Origin of the sequence: Pseudobutyrivibrio xylanivorans DSM 14809 (assembly GCF_900141825.1) — a bacterium.
GTDB classification, from domain to species: domain Bacteria; phylum Bacillota; class Clostridia; order Lachnospirales; family Lachnospiraceae; genus Pseudobutyrivibrio; species Pseudobutyrivibrio xylanivorans.
Map to the genome: position 1 here is coordinate 67,464 of NZ_FQYQ01000010.1, position 18,134 is coordinate 85,597.

14 protein-coding genes are annotated in these 18,134 nt (G+C 40.3%); all 14 read right to left on the minus strand.

The window, feature by feature from the left end; genetic code table 11:
* Positions 1 to 125 precede the first annotated feature (125 nt).
* A complete protein-coding gene (locus BUA88_RS09045; RefSeq protein WP_072916442.1) occupies positions 126 to 2,531 on the minus strand; it encodes a glycoside hydrolase family 3 protein in 2,406 nt (801 codons plus the stop codon).
* A gap of 154 nt (positions 2,532 to 2,685) precedes the next feature.
* Positions 2,686 to 4,242 carry a 4-alpha-glucanotransferase gene (malQ, locus tag BUA88_RS09050; protein ID WP_072916446.1) on the minus strand — a complete coding sequence of 519 codons (1,557 nt, stop codon included), beginning with the start codon at positions 4,240 to 4,242 and terminating at the stop codon, positions 2,686 to 2,688.
* Positions 4,243 to 4,280: 38 nt separating this feature from the next.
* The gene (locus BUA88_RS09055; protein ID WP_072916448.1) at positions 4,281 to 5,123 is read right to left on the minus strand and encodes a carbohydrate ABC transporter permease; all 843 of its coding nucleotides are present in this window, start codon (positions 5,121 to 5,123) and stop codon (positions 4,281 to 4,283) included.
* The gene (locus BUA88_RS09060) at positions 5,123 to 5,974 is read right to left on the minus strand and encodes a carbohydrate ABC transporter permease (RefSeq protein ID WP_072916452.1); all 852 of its coding nucleotides are present in this window, start codon (positions 5,972 to 5,974) and stop codon (positions 5,123 to 5,125) included. Before BUA88_RS09060 ends, BUA88_RS09055 begins: the two co-directional genes overlap by 1 nt.
* A 198-nt stretch (positions 5,975 to 6,172) precedes the next feature.
* Complete coding sequence (locus tag BUA88_RS09065) at positions 6,173 to 7,483, minus strand: ABC transporter substrate-binding protein (protein WP_072916456.1); 1,311 nt, start codon at positions 7,481 to 7,483, stop codon at positions 6,173 to 6,175.
* Positions 7,484 to 7,561: 78 nt separating this feature from the next.
* Positions 7,562 to 8,572, minus strand: a complete 1,011-nt coding sequence (locus tag BUA88_RS09070; protein ID WP_072916462.1) for a LacI family DNA-binding transcriptional regulator — start codon at positions 8,570 to 8,572, stop codon at positions 7,562 to 7,564.
* Positions 8,573 to 8,808: 236 nt separating this feature from the next.
* Positions 8,809 to 10,392: a DUF5722 domain-containing protein gene (locus BUA88_RS09075; RefSeq protein WP_072916465.1), complete on the minus strand. Its 1,584-nt coding sequence runs from the start codon at positions 10,390 to 10,392 to the stop codon at positions 8,809 to 8,811.
* 109 nt (positions 10,393 to 10,501) lie between these two features.
* Positions 10,502 to 12,025 (minus strand): DUF5722 domain-containing protein, encoded by a 1,524-nt coding sequence (locus BUA88_RS09080; protein WP_072916469.1) that lies wholly within the window; start codon positions 12,023 to 12,025, stop codon positions 10,502 to 10,504.
* Positions 12,026 to 12,240: 215 nt separating this feature from the next.
* The gene (gene ade / locus BUA88_RS09085) at positions 12,241 to 13,956 is read right to left on the minus strand and encodes an adenine deaminase (protein WP_083572454.1); all 1,716 of its coding nucleotides are present in this window, start codon (positions 13,954 to 13,956) and stop codon (positions 12,241 to 12,243) included.
* Positions 13,957 to 14,013: 57 nt separating this feature from the next.
* On the minus strand, positions 14,014 to 14,685 hold the full coding sequence (hypB, locus tag BUA88_RS09090; RefSeq protein ID WP_072916472.1) for a hydrogenase nickel incorporation protein HypB: 672 nt from the start codon (positions 14,683 to 14,685) through the stop codon (positions 14,014 to 14,016).
* A gap of 307 nt (positions 14,686 to 14,992) precedes the next feature.
* Positions 14,993 to 15,757 (minus strand): class I SAM-dependent methyltransferase, encoded by a 765-nt coding sequence (locus tag BUA88_RS09095; RefSeq protein WP_072916477.1) that lies wholly within the window; start codon positions 15,755 to 15,757, stop codon positions 14,993 to 14,995.
* 2 nt (positions 15,758 to 15,759) lie between these two features.
* The gene (locus BUA88_RS09100; protein WP_072916481.1) at positions 15,760 to 16,536 is read right to left on the minus strand and encodes a class I SAM-dependent methyltransferase; all 777 of its coding nucleotides are present in this window, start codon (positions 16,534 to 16,536) and stop codon (positions 15,760 to 15,762) included.
* 44 nt (positions 16,537 to 16,580) lie between these two features.
* Complete coding sequence (locus BUA88_RS09105) at positions 16,581 to 17,339, minus strand: ABC transporter ATP-binding protein (protein WP_072916484.1); 759 nt, start codon at positions 17,337 to 17,339, stop codon at positions 16,581 to 16,583.
* On the minus strand, positions 17,339 to 18,133 hold the full coding sequence (locus tag BUA88_RS09110; protein ID WP_072916487.1) for an ABC transporter ATP-binding protein: 795 nt from the start codon (positions 18,131 to 18,133) through the stop codon (positions 17,339 to 17,341). Before BUA88_RS09110 ends, BUA88_RS09105 begins: the two co-directional genes overlap by 1 nt.
* Between the last annotated feature and the right edge of the window lies 1 nt (position 18,134).

An 18,134-nucleotide genomic window follows, 5' to 3' on the forward strand; every position in this document is an offset into this window, starting at 1 on the left:
AAATTTTCTTCTGCAAATTCCATATTCCTGTAACTTACTTCATTTAATCTTAGAAAAGGCAAGGCACTAAAAAAAGGACACCTTTTTTAGGATGGTGTCCTTTTTATATTTCTTCTTATTTTCAATTAATCGAACTTCAGGATAGTATTAAGAATTCTCTTTGCATTAAGTTTTAACTGGTCATGGTCTAATGCACCTTTTTCATCCGCCAGCTTCAACCTATCAACAAAGCCATTTCCCATCTTCAGGTCATTTCCTGCATTTACTTCCTTGTACTGCTCTCCTCTGGTCCACCAATCTGATGTAACCATTCCTTCATAGCCCCACTCTTCTCGGAGAATTCCTGTAAGTAAATCGTGACTTTCAGAAGCTCTCTCTCCATTTACAGCATTATAAGCACTCATAATAGTGTATGGCTGAGCTTCCTTTACAACAATCTCGAAGGCCTTCAAATAGATTTCTCTCAAGGCTCTCTCAGATACTCTTGAATCGCTGTGCTTTCTATTTGTCTCCTTATTATTACAAGCAAAATGCTTTACAGAAGCACCTACGTGATTGCACTGAATACCATCTACAAGAGCTGCTCCAAGCTTTCCTGCCAAAAGCGGATCCTCAGAATAATACTCAAAATTTCTTCCGCAAAGTGGACTACGATGAATATTGATTGCAGGGGTAAGCCAAACTGCAAGATTATTTTCCTTTATCTCTTCGCCACCGGCTTTACCTACCTGAGCAATGAGATGAGTATTCCAAGTGCAGGCTAAAAGTGTAGCACAAGGGAAGGCTGTAGTGAGGATTCCCGTTTCTGGGGCAATTCTTACTCCGGCAGGTCCATCAGCTGTCATTGCACTAGGCACGCCATATTCTGGAAGATTACCAAAACCGAAAGTATTGGCAACACCAGTATTTGGCTGACCACCTACAAGATTCATCAAATCTTCTGTAGATAACTGCTCCATAAATTCATCAAGAGTAATCTTTCCCTCTGCCACATCGGATAGTGGATGGGTCCCTTCCTTATATGGGTAAATCAGGCAATAGCTATCCCTTGCCCTAACAGTAGGTGTTAGTCCCTCCTCTGTTCCTGGCTCCATTTTCTTAATAATACTTTCATTTATATCCTTATGCTGACCCTGTGGTAATTCCTCATAGCTACCATCTGCAAGCATTCTTTTTTCCAGCTCAACTGGAGCTAATTTATGAGAAAGTGTTGCCACAACCTCATCTTCCTCGTTGTTCCATACCAGGTTTGTAGCTGCCACATCCAAAGAATCATTTCCAAGGAAGAATTTGTACTCTCCTTTTTCTAATACATAGCAAGCTTCCTTAACCTTGCCCAAATCATCATAAGATGAAATCTGATATTTGCTAACGGATAGTGTTATAACCTGGCTCTCATTTGGACCCAAAACTCTGGTCTTTGCAAAGGCTCCCAGCTCTCTGGCTGGCTTTCCAAGCTTGCCCTGTGGCGCACTATAGCATAGCTGTACAACATTCTTTCCTGGAATGCTGCCAGTGTTTGTAACCTTTACAGTAAAGTAAAATGTATCATCACAAAGTGACATTGCCACTATATTGCTTTCAAAGCTTGTGTAGCTTTTTCCATAGCCAAATGGATAGACAATCTTCTTTTCAGCTTCTGGAATAGTGAGGAAATATCTGTAACCTACATAAATGTCCTCATTATAATTTACATAATCAAAGGACTCGTGGAATCCTTCTGTAGATGGATAGTCCTCCAAAGTACCTGCAAAGGTATCTACAAGTCTTCCGGAAGGATTCACATCTCCAAGAAGAATATCAGCTGCTGCATCGCCGCCTTCCATTCCGCCTTGTCCCATATAAAGGGCTGCATTAATATTCTCGTCCTTGAGCCATCTTAAATCTATGATTCCACCAATATTTACTACTGCAATTACTTTTTTGAAATTCGCTTTTACGATATCTACAAGCTTATTTTCTTCGTCTGTAAGATAGAAATCTCCCTTAGGGAAAATCTCTCCTGAAATCTTTGGCATAGAGGTCTCTGATTCCCAAGGATTATATTCGTTGTTGCATTCAACATCGCTTCTATCCCAGCCCTCTCCTGAAAATCTGGAGATTACAATAACAGCTGTATCCGTATATGCGATAGCCCCCTTTAATAGCTCCTCAGATACTTCTGGCTCAGAGGTCATTCCAGGAACTCTTCCCTTACCATATTGTTCCTTTAAATCGTCTTTATAATAGCTGATAAGTGGCTCGTATACTGACACCCCTTTAGCCTTCAGGCCATCATATAAGCTATGTACATATTTGCAATATACATCTCCTGAGCCACCGCCGCCTTTTACATAATCAACACTGCCCTTTCCAAAAAGTGCAAGCGGCTGTTTCCTTGAAAGGGGAAGTACTCCATCATTTTCAAGGAGAACCATTCCCTCACTAGCTGCTTTTCTTGAAAGCTTTATATGTTCCTCGCAGCCAGTCACCCTTCTATCGCCATATAAAGGTAAAGCTGGCTGATATAATAATCTGGACCATTTTTGCATAACACACCTCCTGAATAAAATCTACTTCTTCAATAATAACTTAATCAAAATAGTTTTAAAGTATTATTATTTTTCTATAGTGATATTTTTTTGATAAACATTAAAAGAGCTTGCGAGAGATTCACTCTTGCAAGCTCTTAAGAAGAAGAAAAAATTATTTTTTTGTAGAAGCTTTCTTTGCTTGTTTCTTTTGTGGTTTTTGTGGTTTTTCCGGTTTCTTTGGCTTTGGTGGTTTTGTTGTTCTCTCGTAAAGAAGAGACATATCAAAAATTTTCTTAGCCAGCTCTGTAGTTGGCTCCTTTGCAAGTAATCTCCACTGCCAGTTACCACTATCTGTACCAGGCACATTAATACGATTATACTTTCCAAGGCCTAAGAAATCCTGCATCTGTGCCACAAATAACACTGAAACTGAGCTCATTCCTCCACGAATCATACCCCAGTTAAAGCCCTCAGCTTTTGAAATACCAAGGTATTTGCTGGCATATTCCTTGTCCTTTTTATCTGCATCCTCATACCAGCCCATGATTGTTGCATTATCATGAGTTCCTGTGTAGCAGATACAATTCTTATCATATGTGTGAGGCTGATAATTATTTGCCTCACCTGAATCAAATGCAAATTCAAGGACCTTCATTCCTGGCCAGCCACTATCCTGAAGCAGCTTTACAACTGTAGGCGATGGCTCACCTAAGTCCTCAGCTATAAACTCGATGCTTGGGAATGTCTTCGAAAGAAGTCCAACAAGATCCATTCCTGGCCCCTTCTTCCACTTACCTTTCTTTGCAGTCTTATCCTTTGCAGGAACTGCCCAATACTCATCAAAGCCTCTAAAATGATCAATTCTTAATACATCATAAAGCTTTGCAGCTCCATCAATTCTTCGAATCCACCACTTATAGCCATCTGCTTTCAGTGCCTTCCAGTCGTAGCATGGGTTACCCCAAAGCTGACCGTCTTCGCTGAAATAATCTGGTGGCACACCAGCCACCTCTACTGGATAATTGTCTTCATTCAGACTGAAAAATTCAGGTTCAGCCCAAACATCACATGAATCCAGTGCAACATATATTGGAAGATCTCCAATTACCTCAATTCCAAGACTATTAATATAAGTCTTTAGCTTTGCCCACTGCTTAAAGAACAGATACTGAATGTAAACGAAGAATTCAATATCCTCCTCAAGCTTTTTAGTGTACTTTTCAACAGCCTTTGCCTCATGAAGACGAATGTCCTCTGGCCATTCCTGCCAACTAAGCTGACCGAAATGCTTCTTTATTGCCATGAAAAGCGCATAATTTTCCACCCAGGCATTTTTCTTTCTGAAATGAGAAATCTCACCGAGAGAATCTTTGTATCCTCTCTCCTTTGCCTTTTCAAGGATCTTGAATCGACTCTCATAAATCTGGCCATAATCCACATAACGTGGGTTAGTTCCCCAGTTTTCAGCCTCTACTTCCTTTTTAGTAAGAAGGCCTTCTTCAATAAGCATATCAAGATCAATGAAATAGGGGTTTCCGGCAAAGGTAGAAAAGCTCTGATATGGGCTGTCTCCGTAACTAGTTGGACCTAAAGGAAGTACCTGCCAGTATTTCTGGCCGGCAGCCTTTAGAAAGTCCGCAAAATCATATGCGGCTTTTCCAAAGGTACCTATTCCATAAGGTGAAGGTAATGAAGATATAGGGAGCAAAATTCCACTACTTCTTTTCATTTTAGTAATCTCCTATAAGTTTAATTAGACTAACGGGATTAGCCTTTAACCGCCCCCGCTATAACACCTTTAATAATGTATTTCTGTAAGCAAATATACATAATTATGATTGGTAATACAGTCATCATAATACATGCCATCATTGGTCCCATTTCTACATGTCCGTAGCTTCCGCGGAAGTACTGAATAAGAATTGGGACTGTCATATATTTCTTTCTGTCGAGAACAAGGTATGGCAAAAGGTAATCGTTCCAAAGCCACATAGTCTCGAGAATAGCTACCGATATAAGTGTTGGCTTCAAAATAGGAAGCACAATCTGGAAAAATGTCTGGATTGGGTTGCAACCATCAATCATGGCTGCCTCTTCAATCTCAAGTGGAATTGACTTCATAAATCCTGTGAACATGAATACTGCAAGACCAGCGCCAAATCCAAGGTAAATAATACAAATGTTATATGGTGTATCAAGATCCATTCTGTCAGCTGTTGATGCAAGTGTGAACATCAGCATCTGGAAAGGTACTACCATCGAAAATACAAACAAAGCATAGCATACCTTTGAGAGAATTCCGTGAACTCTGGTGATATACCAGGCACACATTGATGTACAAATCAAAATCAAAACTGCAGATGATACTGTGATTACCAAGCTGTATCCAAACGCCGCTGCAAATCCCTTTGATGAAAGAGCATCAGTATAATTGCTAAATCCAACAAAGCTTTTTGCATCTGGAAGTGTAAATACACTGTTTGTACTGATAAAAGCATCACCCTTAAGTGAGTTAATCAAAATCATAAATACTGGATAAATCCAGCAAACAGCCAGAAGGCACAATACGATAAACACGATAAGGCGTGCAACCTGTTCTTTTGCTTTCATTACTGCTGTACCTCCTTTGATTTAGTAATCTTAAGCTGAATCATGGAGATAAGAATAACCATAATACAGAAAATAACTGCCTTTGCCTGACCGTATCCCTTCCACTGTGGGCCTGTACGACTGTAGAAGGTATTGTAAATGTTAAGGGCAAGCATCTCTGATGCGTGAGCTGGCTCACCACCTGTCAACGCAAGGTTCTGATCAAAGAGCTTGAAGCCATTTGTTATTGTCAGGAATGAACAAATTGTAATTGAAGGCATTACGTTTGGAATCTTAATCTTGAAAAGAATCTGTCCTGTTGTAGCACCATCAATCTTAGCTGCCTCAATGTAATCATCTGGAATAGACTGAAGACCTGCGATGTAAATAATCATCATGTAACCAATCTGCTGCCAGCACATAAGGATTGTCAAACCAATGAATCCGTATGTAGCATTAAGTGCAAGGAGTGGCTTCTCCAAAAGTGAAAGCACACAGTTAATAAGAATCTGCCAAATGTATCCAAGAACGATTCCTCCGATAAGGTTTGGCATGAAGAATACTGTTCTGAAGAAATTTGAACCTTTAATCTTATTTGTAAGTGCAAGGGCAATAGCAAATGCTATTACATTTATAAGTACTGTTGATACCACAGTAAAAAGCGCTGTGAACCAGAACGAATGCCAGAAATCAGCATCTGTAATGGCATACGCATAATTTCCAAATCCAATGAATGTTGCTTTTTTTATAGTAGTAAATTTACAAAATGATAAATATAATCCCTGAACGAAGGGATAAATAAATCCAACCGAGAACGCAGCCAACGTAGGCAAGACAAAAATCGGCCAATACTTTCTAATCGCTTTTTCCATAATATATCCTTTATTGTGTATTATTCTACAGTTATAACACCTAAAATTTCCAAAGATATGGAGGGCGTTAGGCCTCGCCCTCCAATGTTAGTATCCGCGTTTATGCAATAGCAAGAACCACGAATTGGGAAGAAAAACTCTTCTATGTGAACCGCCCTTTGAGAATGGTTAATTCAGGCAGTTTACATCAGTATAAAATTAGTGACTTGCAGCGTACTCTGAAGCCCAACCATCAACGAATGCTGTAACAACATCGTCCCATGAACCTGTACCTGCTGCATAAGCTGTAAGAGCTGAACCTACACCGTTCTTCCACTCCTCAGATGGCATTGTTGTAAAGTTCCAAGAAACTGGAGTCTTGCCTGCCTCTGTGTATGCTCTATCATTAAGAACGAAAAGGTTTGTTGTATCTGCTGCCTTCTTGAAAGGAATAACACCAATCTGCTCAGAAAGCATCTTTGTACCTGCATCAGATGTTACCATCCATGTAAGGAAATCAATTGTTGCCTGAATATCTTCCTCAGAAGCCTCTGAGTTTACACACCAGAAGTTCTCTGTACCTGTGCAAAGACCCTGATTCTTCTCATCGCCAGCACCAACATAGATAGGGATCATAGCGAGCTCATCATCTGTCATGCCCTTATCTGTAAGGTTTGCATACTCCCAAGAACCATTCTGATAAAATACAGCCTGTCTGTCAGCGAATTCGTTCTCAGCATCATCGCCTGTCTTTCCAGCAAGGTCAGCTGGCTTGCATGTAGCGTTATTGATGTAGAGATCCCAAATTGCCTTGTAGTTATCAAGGTACTTGCCCTCGATAGCGTCTGTAGAATCAATACCCTTATCCTGATATTCGAAGTAAATTGGAAGGTTTGCAAGGTGTGTCTTGAATCTCCAGTCAGAAGAACCATCCATACCTGCTGATGTAAATGCTGCGAATCCAAGCTCATCCTTGCGAGCTGTAATATCCTCTGCAACTTTCTTTAAATCATCAAAGCTCTGAATATCCTCAAGTGTGTAACCAGCCTGCTCAAGAAGCTTTGTGTTTGTGATGATACCGTATGACTCGATAACGTATGCGATACCTGCAACCGCATCATCATTGTAAAGTGCGAATGAATCGCTTGTAAGCTCATTGTAAAGTGATGAATCCTTAAGGTCATAGCAATAATCTGCCCAGTTTGCAAGACCTACAGGGCCATTAACCTGGAATAATGTAGGAGCCTCATCCTTTACGATTTCAGATGAAAGTGTCTCCTCATATGTACCAGAAGCTGCAGTAATAACTGTTACAGGAACACCTGTCTCTTCTGTGTACTGCTTAGCAATCTCCTGCCAAGCCTCATCTGCCTCTGGCTTGAAGTTAAGGTAATAAACCTTTCCACTTGCTCCATCAGTTGATGCAGAATCCCCTGCTGAATCTCCTGAAGCGCTTGAACCACAACCTGCAAATGTTGCAGTTGCCATCATTGCGATTAACCCCAGTGCCAATACTCTCTTTCTCTTCATTTCTTACACTCTCCTTTTTGAAGTTTAAAATTTTATGTTTCTCATCCCTATATTCGATAGGAATGTTAAAACCAATTTTTAAACTTCTCGGAAGGACTCACCTTCTCGTAACGTGGTAGACAGTAAGATGTGCTTATGATTCTTTTTACCTTTAATGATATCAACCACAAGCTTTACCGCCTCATCACCCATTTCTTCCATAGGCTGACAGAGAGTGCTCAATACCGGATTCATATACTCAGAAGCCTCAATACCATCGATACCGATTACAGCAACATCTTTTGGTATTGATATTCCCGCCTCTCTAAGGGCTTTCATAGCGCCCATAGCCATGTTATCCGAGATAGCAAATACTGCCGAAAAGTCGTTATTCTTTTTTAACCATGCTTTCATGCCCTCATAGGCATCAGCAATGTTGTAACTATTTATAGGAATGATGAGATTCTCATCAAGTTCTATACCAAAATCATTAAGTGCTCTTTCATAGCCTGCAAATCTTACCTGGCTAACTGAGCCATCATCCGGACCAGACAGAAGAACTGCAATTCTTCTGTGTCCCTCTTTGAAAAGATACTCTACAGCTTCATAAGCAGCCTGATTATCATCTATGCAAACACTTGAATAATCTGATTTATCCAGTGTTCCGTACTGATTATTAAAGGTACAGCAAACAAATGGCACATTTATAGCCGAGACCTGCTCCTTAGTGTAATTAAGTCTTCCTCCAAGAAAAATAATTCCAAGAAGTCGTTTATCTCTTTCCATTCTAGCTGCTGCTAAGATTTCATCATCTGAAGTACCAATCTGCTGCATCACCATTGTGTAGCCAGCCTTCTCAATCTTGTCAGCAATCTCAGTAATAATCTTTGTGTAGAATGGGTTTGAAATACCTCTTACCACCAGTCCAATGTTGTCTGAAGAAGATTTTCCTAAATCTCTTGCACTGGTATTTGGTATGTAATTGTATTCATTAACAACAGCAAGTACCTTTTCCTTTGCTGTTTCACTGACATCTGGGTGATCGTTTAGTACACGCGAAACCGTGCTAACGCTGACCCCTGCCAGTTTAGCTATATCTTTGATTGTCATTTGTTTTCCTTCCGTAGAGCATATTGCTTTTTACATGGGGCCTAATCCATGTTATTCTTGGAAACGTTTCTGGTAACGTTTCCAGTTCATGATAAAATCATAACGTAACCATCTGGTTACGTCAATATACTTTACGTTTTTCGCTTTTTACGACAAATTACAATTAAAACATTCGTGCATTATATACAAAAAGCTACTATGTACGGCTTAAACGCCGTAACATAGTAGCCCTTAATTTATCTAGGTGCGATAAGTGTATTTAAATCTACACCAACCATTGCGTTTGCTTTTGCTACATAATCTGGTTCACCAGCATGCTTGTAGAACTCGTATGAAGGCTTCTGTGTGTTGCCATATCTCATAAGACCGAATGCTAAGCCCTGTGGTACTTCGATTACTGGATCATCTTTCTCGCGTGAAAGAATGAAACCGTCAATGTGACTATTATTATTTACAACAAGCATTGCGTATGTAATAGCCGCACACTGAATATCTTCACCCTGTGATGAAGTGTACCCCTGCTCTGAAAGCTTTACAGTACGTACTGCACCGGATGGTGAAAGTAATTCTGGCTGGCTGAGGAAATCAGTTACTACATCAATATTGTAAACTGATACAAATCTTGTGTTCTGGCTACGCTGAATGTTAGCTGTTGCAACCCATGGTGTAGCTGATGTCATTGGATAATTGTATGCATGGAATGCAAGTCTCCAATCAATATTTCCCTGGCTTCTAATGTAGTTGTTAAACTGAGTGATAAATGCCTTTGATCCATGAACTGTTCTCTCGTTAAGAGCCCAGTGATGATCTGTACAAATATATACATTAGCATTTGCGTTTTCTGACTTGATTGCGTTGTAAAGAACGCGGAATGCATTAGCATACTCCTGAGTATATACTGGAAGATTTCCACCACAGCTCATGTAGTTCCACTCATTCCAAGCATTAACCTCGTTACCAATGATAAAATTATCTACTCTTGCATTCATTCCAAAATATGAACGTGTAAGCCATCTCTGGGCAATGAATGAACCAGCTGCTGCAAGTAACTCAATACCTTCAGTTGTATTTGCATTAAGACCATAGTAATTATGAGCGCCAAGACCATTGTATGCATATGGGTTGATGAACTCCTGCTGTGAAGCCTGGTCCACAAGAAGAATCATTGTAACCTGAACACCCTGCGAATTTAGACGACCAAGGTAATTATCAAATGCTGTAATGTAACGTGTATCAAAGTTATATGTTTTTCCGTTGTAAACATAAGGAACACCACTACCGCCTGAAATCTTTGAAAGTGGAAGTGAAACTGTTGCCTGCTTTACACCGAGGTCTGCAAGTGTACGCATTCCAAGGTTATCCATGCTGGCATCTGTAAGAATACCCTTCTTACCATTGTCCATTCTTGCAACTGCACGTGAACCGCATGCCTCAGGATTTGTGATGTACATGCTGTTTGATGCTGCTGTAAGAGCTCCGCCCTTCATAACACAGACTGTAAACTTCTTAAAAAGAACAGACTCAGCTGAATTCTTATTTAAAGGGAATGAAAAGTTTGCTGAAGCTGCCACAGGAGCCTGTGCAACCTCCATGCCTGTATTACCTGCCTGATTTGGGTCAGATGCAATAAGGTGATAAATTCCATCATCAGATGCTGTCTGTCCTGAAGCTGCAACTACAACATTGCCGCCTTCAATAACAGCTCCTCCAATAGCCACTCCACTGGCTGCCTCTACTGTGAGGCTAGGCGCCCCAGCAAACATTGTTACAACAAGTGCTAGAGCAACAATAGCACTCGCGATTCTCTTGAAAACTTTCATATTACCTATAATTTCCTTCCTAAAAAACCTTTTACTATTCACAGTAACATTGCCTATATCATAGAACTACTCATGGAGCTAACTCCATGAGTAGCTATTTACTATTTAATTATCGAGGTGTGATAAGTGATGTAAGATCAACACCTGCTGCTGCACTTGCCTGTGCGATAATATCTGGAGATGTTGGATTCTGATAGAATGCATATCCCATCTTCTGGGAACCGTCTAAATTACAAAGTCCATAAGAAAGCCCCTGTGCCAACTCCTCTGGGTGATCCACCTCACGAGTGATAATCAATCCATCAACATATCTATTGTTTTCTGCCACCAGATTTGCATATACAAGTGATGCTGCCTGAAGTGCTTCGCCTTCATGACTTACATATCCAACCTCTGAAAGCTTTACAGATCTAACTGCGCCCGTTGATGAAAGCATATCTGGTGTACATAAGAAATCTGTCAAAACATCTATATTTGCAACTGTAACGTATGGAGTACTCTGGCTGTGCGAAACGTTCTTTGATGTCTCCCATGCTCTTGGAGCATAAAGTGGAGCATTATATGGATGCACTGCAACTCTCCAATCTACGTTTCCTTCACTCTTAATAATTGTATTAAGCTTTGTAAGGAACTCCTTACCTGAAATGTAATAAGAAGCCTCTGCTCTTGACCACTGGTGATCGATACATGTGTAAACATTTGCTGTAGCATTTTCTGACTTGATGCCGTTGTACATAATACGGAATGCCTTAGCGTATTCCTGCATGAACACATCGTTTGAACCACAGTTCATGTAGTTCCAAAGCCACCAAGCATTTACCTCATTACCAATGATGAAGTTATCTACCTGACCATGACCTGTTCCAGCATAATGTCTTGCAAGGGAAGATGCTGCATTCTGAAGTGCTGCAATACCCTCTGCTGTGTTAGCGTTCATTCCGTAGTAATTGTGAGCACCTAAACCGTCATAAGAATATGGATTAATATATTCCTGTGGTGAAGCACCATCAATAAGAATGATTACATTAACCTGCATACCAAGTCTGTTGTATTTCATTACTGAATAATCATATCCAGCAAGTCTATTAATCTGAGAAATAGGAATATTTAAATTAACCTGCTTTGCACCAAGTGCTGCTGGCTGATTCTTATCAGCAACAGACTTTAACAACTCAGGAAGAATACCCTTCTTTCCAAAATCCATACGGCCTGGAGCAAGTGTTGCACATGCCTCTGGATTAGTAATATACATACTGTTCGACACTGCCTTAAGTGCGCCACCTGACATAACGCAAACAGTAAATTTCTTATAAAGCATTGAATTTGCAGTTCCTTTTGAAAGAGGTACTGAAAACGTTGCTGCTGCAGATACGGCTGTCTGTGCCACATCTGTTCCAGCAGGTGCAACCTGATTTACGTCAGAAGCAACTAGATGATACATACCATCATCTGAAGCTGCTGTTCCCTGAGAAGCAACAGCTACATTGCCTCCCTGTATTAAAACACTACCAATTGCAACACCAGATGCGCTAGCTGCTTTAGCCTCGGCGGTAAGGCTAGGTGAAACTGCAAATGTAGTAACCATAAGTGTCAACACAAGTGCTATACTAGCAATCTTCTTAAACAATTTCATAAAACCAAAACTCCTTTCACATTCAACCCTGTGATTCTCACATAAAAAAGTGAGCATAACCAATATACAATGGAATTATAAAAAATGTGTGAAAACTTAATTGACGGTGAAAATATAACACAAACAATTCACATTTGAAAAGATGTTTTCCTGTGAAATGTTTGTGAACAACAAAAAAGCCTGTGGATATACCACAGGCCAATAAAATTATTGATTTATTCTGCTATTTTCCATTCCTCTACATCCACAACTCCAAATGTAGTTATTCTAAGATTTGGAATTACTGGAAGCGCTGTAAAACTCAAAGTCATAAACGGATCTATCCCCTTACGCACCCCAGTAGCATAGGCAGCATCATGTATCTCAACCAGCTTTTCTTTTGCGCTTTCTGCTGACTCACAACTCATCAATCCTGCCACTGGCATAGAATAAGACGCCTGAACCTTTCCATCACTATAAACAAGTGCTCCCCCGTTTATTTCTTTAAGCGCATTAATACCAGCTGCAATATCCTCATCCGAGGTTCCGATGGCGATAATATTATGACTGTCATGAGCAACTGAAGTAACTATCGCGCCATTTTTTAAACCATATCCCTTAATAAACCCTACGCCAACATGGCCTGTATTGTTATGGCGTTCAACAACAACGGCCTTTAAAACATCATCCTCTACATTTATTTCTCTGGCCATACCTTCTCTTGTGGTATACAGCTGGCCGTCTACTATTCCAAGAACTGGAATCTCATTTTCAACATTTAACATCTGTGCAGTAATTTTTGGCATATGAAAGCTGTCAGAAGCCTTTTTCCTTAGTTCTTCTGAAATGTTGCTCTTGCAGTGTTTCACCAAATAATCGTCTGTAAGCTCATTGCCTGCCTTATATACACTGTGAATATCTACGCCCTTCACATCGTTTAGTACTACAAAATCAGCTAAAAAACCTGGTGCAATAGCACCTCTGTCACGTAATCCAAAATAACTGCCTGCAGTGAAAGACGCCATCTTATACGCAACCGCAGGCTCAGCGCCCAATTTTATAGCCTTTCGTATTATGTTATCAATATGGCCGTGGTCCATAATGTCATTTATATGTCTATCATCAGTACAGAACATACAATGACTGGCATACGGCTCTTTACAAAGGTTAATCAGTGCCTCTAAATTCTGAGCAGCTGTACCCTCGCGAATCATAATCCACATTCCAAGGCCAAGCTTTTCCAGTGCTTCTTCTAGACCAGTGCACTCATGATCTGACAGAACTCCTGCAGCTGCATATCCCATCAACTGCTTTCCAGTAACACCAGGAGCATGACCATCTATAAGCACATCATTTAAAATCGCACCATATGTCTTATCGATAACAGTCTTTTTTCGGGAAACCACGCCATTAACGTCCATCATCTCAGCTATTCCACGGACACGTTTATTTTTATATAAAGGTTCCATATCCTCCGCCAAAATAGTAGTAGAGGACTCATCGAATTCACAGGATGGCACGCAAGATGGAAGCATGAAAAATACATCCATAGGAAGGCTTTCTGTAGCCTCCAGCATAAGATTTATTCCATCGATACCCATAACATTAGCTATTTCGTGTGGATCCGTAAGAATAGCAGTTGTGCCATGTTTTAACGCCTCTTGGGCAAAAATCTCCGGAATTACAGTAGTACTTTCAATATGAATATGAGAATCAATAAAACCTGGAACAATCGTCTTTCCAGTTAAATCAATTTCCTTTTCCCCCGTATAGCTTCCAATTCCTGCAAATGTTCCATAGGCAATAGCTACATCCCCTTCGTGAAACTGATTCGTAAAAACATTCAGATACTTTACATTCTTTAGCACAAGCTCAGCCGGCTTTTCGCCACTTGCAACAGAAAGAAAGTCTTCATACTCCGCCCTTGTCATGTTCTTCTGTTGATAATTCATTATATATTCTCCTATGTACACAAAAAGCCCAAGGGAAATTCCCTTGAGCCCTAAAAATTACGCCTTTGCCCTGGCAATCTCCTCTTCAAGCCATGCAATAACATCATCCAAGCCTTCACCAGTCTTACCGCTTACAAAGAAAATCTTTGCATTTGGGTTCAGCTTCAATATTCTTTCTGTAACTTTTTCCTTGCTAAAATCAAAATAATCCAGTGTATCAATCTTATTAATAAGAACAACATCACTTATTTCAAACATAAGTGGATACTTAAGAGGCTTATCATCCCCCTCTGGAACTGATAAAAGCATAAGATTCTTATTTGCACCTACATCAAACTCTGCTGGGCAAACAAGATTACCAATGTTTTCCAATATAAGAAGATCTAAGTCCTTTGTGTCGTACTCCATAAGAGCACGGCTGGTCATATCAGCATCGATATGGCAAAGTCCCATGTTGTGAATCTGAATAGACTCCACACCTGTAGCATCAGCTACACGCTGTGCATCAATGCTGGTCTCGATATCCACATCCATCTCACCAATCTTATACTTATCCTTCATTCTGTTAATAATAGCAGAAAGCGTGGTAGTCTTTCCTGAGCCAGGGCCTGACATTACATTTACAAAAAATGTGCCCTGATCTTTCATCTGCTGACGAATGGCTGCGGCAGCAGCTTCGTTTTCAGCGAAGACGCTCTCTCCAATTTCAATTACTTTTACTTCACTCATTAATTATTTACCTCTTAAAAATTCCCTTACATTTTTATATAGTAGCTTATATGTATAAAAAAAGCCAGCGAGTTATTCGCTGGCGTTGTTATCGGGGAGTGCGACCAAAGTTGCCCTTGGTCGCTGAGTTATGAAAAATTTGGTATTAGCTTTTCGCTAGTACGATAAGTACTATAACACGTGTAAACCGTTTCTGCAAGAAATTTTTTCATAATTTTTTCACAAAATTGTATTTTTCTTGTATTTTGAGTTAGTTGCAACTAGCCTAATACACAGGGTGTGTATTATTGTATAAAATTCAGCAATATCAAGCCTTGCGACCCGTTATACAAAACATCTTATCAGGTATGTAAAACTCATCATGCTCGACAAAAATGCGGCTTCCAAATCCAATGTCAACTGCAACATTTTCGTAACCTTTTCGTAATAGAACCTCTTTATCCCACTGAGGTCTGTCAAGAGTACTGATTGTCAACATGTGATAGATGTTATGACATTCATCTTTCATGCTGTCTGAAATTTTGCTGTGAGCAAGATTCTCAGGACTCTTCAGATTATGAGCGCCCTTGGCATATTCAGCATCAAAATTAATGAGAATACCGCCCTTTTTCAGCACACGATTCCACTCACCATAAGCCTCTATAGGGTGTGGCAATGTCCAAGTGAGATTACGGGTAATTACCACATCAAAGGTCTCATCTTCAAAATCAAGCGACTCTGCATCACCTACTACTGCAGTGGCATGAGTTGAATCCAATCCGTAAATACGAATCATCTCATTGGCCTTTGTAATCATTTCCTCAGTAAGATCAATTCCTGTAACCTGATGTCCCATCCTTCCAAGAATGATTTCAAAAAAGCCGGCACCACAACCAACGTCTAATATCTTAAGGCTTTTACCCTGTGGAAGGAGCTTTTCAATCTCTCCCGCCCAACGCGCTGCCTTATTACTTTCAATTTCATCATGACGGAGCTCAAAGAAACTATCTGCACGCTTCGTCCAATAGCACTCTACTTTCTCCTTTATGTTATCTGCCTCATCCTCAAAGGCAATATGATGTAACTCACCCATTATTATTTCCTAACTAACTTCACCATAAACAGTGGTGTAGATTTATAATTAACCAGTTCTTTTTTTGAATATACAAGCTGGCCTACGTCCTCCTGAACAAATACCTGTCCAACATTTAATTCTGTAAGATATTCCAAATCCCACTGAGGACGAAGCTTGGCCGTTAGCGGCATTTTGCCAGCGATGACTTCCATCTTGTCGAAATTCTCTCCAATGTTGTAATCGCCATAGCCCTCCTCAGCAACATTCTGACGATCTTCAACATATGCGGCACGCTTATCTTCATCAATAAGATATCTGTACCAATTGGCATCAAATACCATCATGAGACCTCCTGAACGCAATACTCTGGTCCAATGCTGATATGCCTTTGCTGGGTCTGGAAGATTCCATGTAAGATTTCTAGAGATTACTACATCAAAGCTACCATCCTCAAAATCAAGATTCATAGCATCCCCTTGAACAAAATGAATCTGATTTGCAAACCCACCAGCATTGGCTCTTGCTTCTTCTATCATAGTCTCAGCGAAATCATATGCTGTGACCTTATATCCCGCCTCTGCAAGAATGATAGAGAGGAACCCTGGGCCTGCGCCAATATCTATAATGTTGATATCAGCTGGTGCCTTATCAGGAAATGCTGCTGTAATCTCCTTAGTCAAAAAAGACGTCCAAGTATTTCTTTGGGCGCCTGACAATTCTTCTTTATTAACTTCCGAATAGCCTGCTGCGCGCTGCAGCCAATAGGCTTTATTTTCTTTTGTTAAATCTGCGTTCATATTGCTTGAAGTATACCACACCTGTCTATTATTCCCAACCACAGTTATAGGATAGAGTCCACTAAAGACTTAGTGTACTCAGCTTGTGGATTATTGATGATGTCATTAGGCCTTCCCTGCTCAACAATCACCCCATCATAAAGCACTATTACTCTGTCACAAAAGCTCTGAACCAGCGCTAGATTATGGCAGATAAAAATTATGCTTAAATCTCTTGTTTTACGGAGCTCATCCAAAAGCTCCATAATCTGCTTTTGAACGGTAACATCCAGGGCGCTGGTAGCTTCATCACAAACTAAAATGTTAGGTTCCACCGCAAGAGCTCTGGCAATCGCAGCTCGCTGACACTGACCACCACTTACCTGATGCGGATATTTAGTAGCAAACTCTGCTGTAAGTCCTACCTTTTCCAAGAGCTCAGCCACCATTGTAGATGCTGCAGATGCAGAAAAGCCTCTGTTTCTCAGAGACTCTCCTATACTATAGCCAAGAGTCTTTCTTGGATTAAAGGACTCTACTGGATTTTGGAAAACCATCTGTATTTTGCTGTAAAGCTCCAGTGGGTTCTCACCCTTCTGCCTTTGGATATCATTATCGCATATACGAATCTCGCCTTTTGTAGGTGAAATAAGGCCTGTAATCAGCTTTGCTACTGTACTTTTGCCACTTCCTGACTCACCCACGATACCAAGAGTCTCACCATGTTCAAGAGAGAAGGAAACTCCCTTTAATGCAAGTGTGTCAGAGTTTCCACGACTTATGAAATTTTTACTAACATTATTAACAGTAATCATCTCGTCCATTAGACAATCTCCTGACGTCTCTTAAGTCTTGGTACTGCTGACAGTAACATCTTGGTGTAATCATTTGTTGGATTATGAAGAATTTCCTTTGCGGGACCATACTCCATCATATGTCCATCCTTCAGAACAATGACCGTGTCAGCCATAGCAGATGCCACGCTGATGTCATGTGTAACAATAATTATGGCTGATCCAAATAGTTCTCTAAGAGCAAGTATCTCTTCCACAACCTGCTTTTGAACTGCCACATCAAGTGCGCTGGTAGGTTCATCTGCCAAAAGAATCGATGGATTTAAAAGCATTGTAATTGCAATAGCCGCTCTTTGGTTCATACCACCAGAAAGCTCAAATGGATAACTATTCCACAGCTTTTCTGGATTCTTGAAATTTAGCTTTTCAAATAACTCTAAAGCTTTGGATTTTGCATCAGCCTTATTTATATTTTTATGGGCAGCAATACTTTCAAGTATCTGATCCCCAATGGTTCTAATTGGGCAAAGTGAGCCTTTAGCATCCTGAAAAATCATTCCAATTTCAGCGCCACGAATCTGACGCATCTCTCTTTCACGCAGGGATAAAAGGTTCGTGCCTTTATAACTAATCTTTCCCCCGGTAACTTTTCCATTATCATTTAACAAGCCCAGTGCAGAGCGAATCAGTGTACTTTTACCACTACCTGATTCGCCTACCAGAGCCAGTATTTCTCCCTCATGTAAAGAGAAGCTAATATTGTGAATAACGGGGCACTTCTCGAAGGAGATTTCTACATTTTCGTAAGTTAATAATGAATCCATA